The 2500-nt window shown below is 54.3% G+C and carries 1 rRNA gene (running past one end of the window); it reads left to right on the plus strand.

Annotated elements, in window-relative coordinates:
• Positions 1-291 precede the first annotated feature (291 nt).
• Positions 292-2500 (plus strand): 23S ribosomal RNA (locus tag D7Y04_RS42340); it runs 758 nt beyond the window's last position.

Below are 2500 nucleotides of genomic sequence, written 5' to 3' on the forward strand. Positions count from 1 at the left end.
GTTTCCTGGAAGTCGCAGGGACGTTCTTTGACAAGTGCATACGAAGGGTAAGTTGCAATTTCTGCTGAGTGAAGTTCTCAACAGAAGTGCCGACTTCGAAATGAGTCTCACCAGGCGCCGCGAGGCAGCCGGGTGGGGCAAAAGCGAAGTCTCCCACACAAGAAGAAGAAGCAATGAGAACAGCAATAAAGAATGTCTTCCGGGCCTGCTAGCGAAGAGCAGAGGTCTGGGCCTTGGTCTCCGAGTTTCGAAAATCCGCCGGGAGGCGGGCATTAGACAAGAGATTAGGGCAAGTAAGCTACTAAGGGCGTGCGGTGGATGCCTAGGTGCCAAGAGGCGATGAAGGACGTGGGTGGCTGCGAAAAGCTTCGGGGAGTTGCCAACCAAACGTTGATCCGGAGATGTCCGAATGGGGAAACCCAGCGCGGCGAATAGCTGCGTTACTGCAAACTGAATTCATAGGTTTGCAGAGCAAACCAGGGGAAGTGAAACATCTCAGTACCCTGAGGAAGAGAAAACAATGAGTGATTCCCAAAGTAGTGGCGAGCGAAATGGGAAGAGGCCAAACCAACGTCATGCAAATGGCGGTGGGGTAGCGGGTCCGCGGTAGGACTCTGGAGGGCTAGTGGAAGCGTCCTGGAAAGACGCACCAAAGAGCGTGATAGTCGCGTACACGAAAGCCAACTGGAGCTGAGCGGGTTACCCAAGTAAGACGGGACACGTGCAATCCTGTCTGAATCTGCCGGGACCATCCGGTAAGCCTAAATACTCCTTGGCGACCGATAGTGAACAAGTACCGCGAGGGAAAGGTGAAAAGAACCCCGGTGAGGGGAGTCAAAAGAACCTGAAACCGCATGTCTACAAGCAGTTCGAGCACTACGGCGCAAGCCAGTGCGAGAGCGTACCTTTTGCATCATGATTCGGCGACTTAATATACGTAGCGAGGCTAAGCCGATAGGTGGAGCCGGAGCGAAAGCGAGTCCGAATAGGGCGCTAAGTTGCGTGTATTATAACCCGAAGCGGGGTGATCTACACATGGCCAGGTTGAAGTGCGGGTAACACCGCATGGAGGACCGAACTCATGAAAGTTGAAAATTTCTGGGATGAGCTGTGTGTAGGGGTGAAAGGCCAATCAAACTCCGTGATAGCTGGTTCTCCCCGAAAGATATTTAGGTATCGGCTCGGGCAATTCAATGCCGGAGGTAGAGCACTGAAACGGCTAGGGGTCTCACCAGATTACCAAACCGTATCAAACTCCGAATGCCGGCAATTGTTATCCCGGGACGCAGTCAGTGGGTGATAACGTCCATTGGCAAGAGGGGAATAACCCAGACCGACAGCTAAGGCCCCCAAATCTAGTCTAAGTGAACACTAGAAAGGATGTGGCAGGTCATTGACAACCAGGAGGTTGGCTTAGAAGCAGCCATCCTTTAAAGAAAGCGTAATAGCTCACTGGTCAAGACAGGCCGCGCCGAAAATGTAACGGGGCTCAAGACTAGTGCCGAAGCTTCGGGTCATGCGCGTCAGGCGCGTATGGCGGTAGGGGAGCGTCCCAGTTGCAGCGAAGGTGGACTGAAAAGGCCGCTGGAGCGACTGGGAGTGCTGATGCCGAAATGAGTAGCGATAAAGGGGGTGAGAAACCCCCTCGCCGTAAACCCAAGGTTTCCTGGGTCAAGTTAATCTTCCCAGGGTTAGCCGGGTCCTAAGCCGAGGCCGAAAGGCGTAGGTGATGGCAAGCAGGTTAATATTCCTGCGCCATCTTGCAGACGTTGAACTGAGGGAGGACGGAGAAAGCTAGGCGAGCTGACCGGTGGTTGTGTCAGTCTAAAGGCGTAGGGGTGTCGCGTACGAATAAAGGCGCGGCAGTCATCCCCGAGACCCCATGGCGCCCCGCAAGGGGTAAGTCGCTGATGCTCGGCTTCCAAGAAAAGTCCCGCAGGGAGTCTGCAGGGTGTCCGTACCGCAAACCGACACAGGTGGGTGAGGAGAAAATCCTAAGGCGCTTGAGAGAACTCTCCTCCAAGGAACTAGGCAAATTTCCACCGTAACTTCGGAAGAAGGTGGGCCTCTGGTAGGTGTAGGCGTACAGCCGAAGCCGAGAGAGGTTGCAGAGAAATGGCGGTAGCGACTGTTTACCAAAAACACAGGACTCTGCGAAGGCGACAAGCCGACGTATAGGGTCTGACTCCTGCCCGGTGCTGGAAGGTTAAGGGGATTCGTCAGCCGCAAGGCAAAGCGATGATCCGAAGCCCCAGTAAACGGCGGCCGTAACTATAACGGTCCTAAGGTAGCGAAATTCCTTGTCGGGTAAGTTCCGACCTGCACGAATGGAGTAACGACTTCCGCACTGTCTCGGAGAGGGACTCAGCGAAATTGAAATAGCTGTGCCGATGCAGTTTACCCGCAGCAAGACGGAAAGACCCCGTGAACCTTTACTACAACTTGACAGTGACACTAGGGATTGGCTGTGTAGGATAGGTGGGAGCCTTTGAAGCCGGGC

Source organism: Corallococcus sp. AB038B, from assembly GCF_003668955.1.
Taxonomy (GTDB): Bacteria; Myxococcota; Myxococcia; order Myxococcales; family Myxococcaceae; genus Corallococcus; species Corallococcus exiguus.